Here is a 652-nt window from a genome sequence, read left to right as displayed (position 1 = left end):
TAGCTACCGTTTTCGCTCCAACCATTGACTTGTCTACTGTAGTTGAAAAGATAATGGCGCCATTTGATCCGTCAAAATACTTCCCTCTATTCCAACTCAATTTGGACAACTCGAGCGGAGTCCCTGCCGAATTGCTATACTTAGGGTCATCCGAATTAGGTGCAACATAGAATCCCGTCCCATTAAATGTTACAGAAAATCCTACGTACCCTTCCGATTTTATTTTTACATAAGGAGACATCTTTACTTCCTTGTTAATGATGTATTTACCTGTCGGTACACGTAGCGATGGAACGTTTGTGAATCCGGTAGAAATAGCTAAATTACGTATATAGTCATTTGCTCTCTGGAAAGCTTGATCGTGGCTTGTTTCCGATGCAACTATGAATTTTTTAATACTAATACCCCTGTCGTCAATCTTATCGTCTTTATCCTTCAACGCATCTACTACGGTCGGCTGCGGAATCAACGACACGTCGCCAATCCCCGCCACCTTCTCGTCAAGCTTCCCGAAGTTATCGTTAAACTCCGTCCGTAACACCCCATCAGTAGGCGCCCATTTATGCAATCCTAAATTACCGGTCTTTTCGCTACTCATTTTATCCGCCCCTTTTCTTTGTTAATTCAGCATGTCGTTAAGTTCATCTAAACC

The 652-nt window shown here is 42.5% G+C and carries 1 protein-coding gene; it reads right to left on the bottom strand.

The genetic code is table 11. The annotated features are described in order from the left end of the window. A partial coding sequence (locus CVN76_RS01805; protein ID WP_198512422.1) for a hypothetical protein occupies positions 1-598 on the bottom strand: 598 nt, incomplete at its 3' end. Positions 599-652 lie beyond the last annotated feature (54 nt).

It is taken from the genome of Bacillus sp. mrc49 (assembly GCF_002803435.1).
This window is presented reverse-complemented; position numbering and strand designations above follow the sequence as displayed.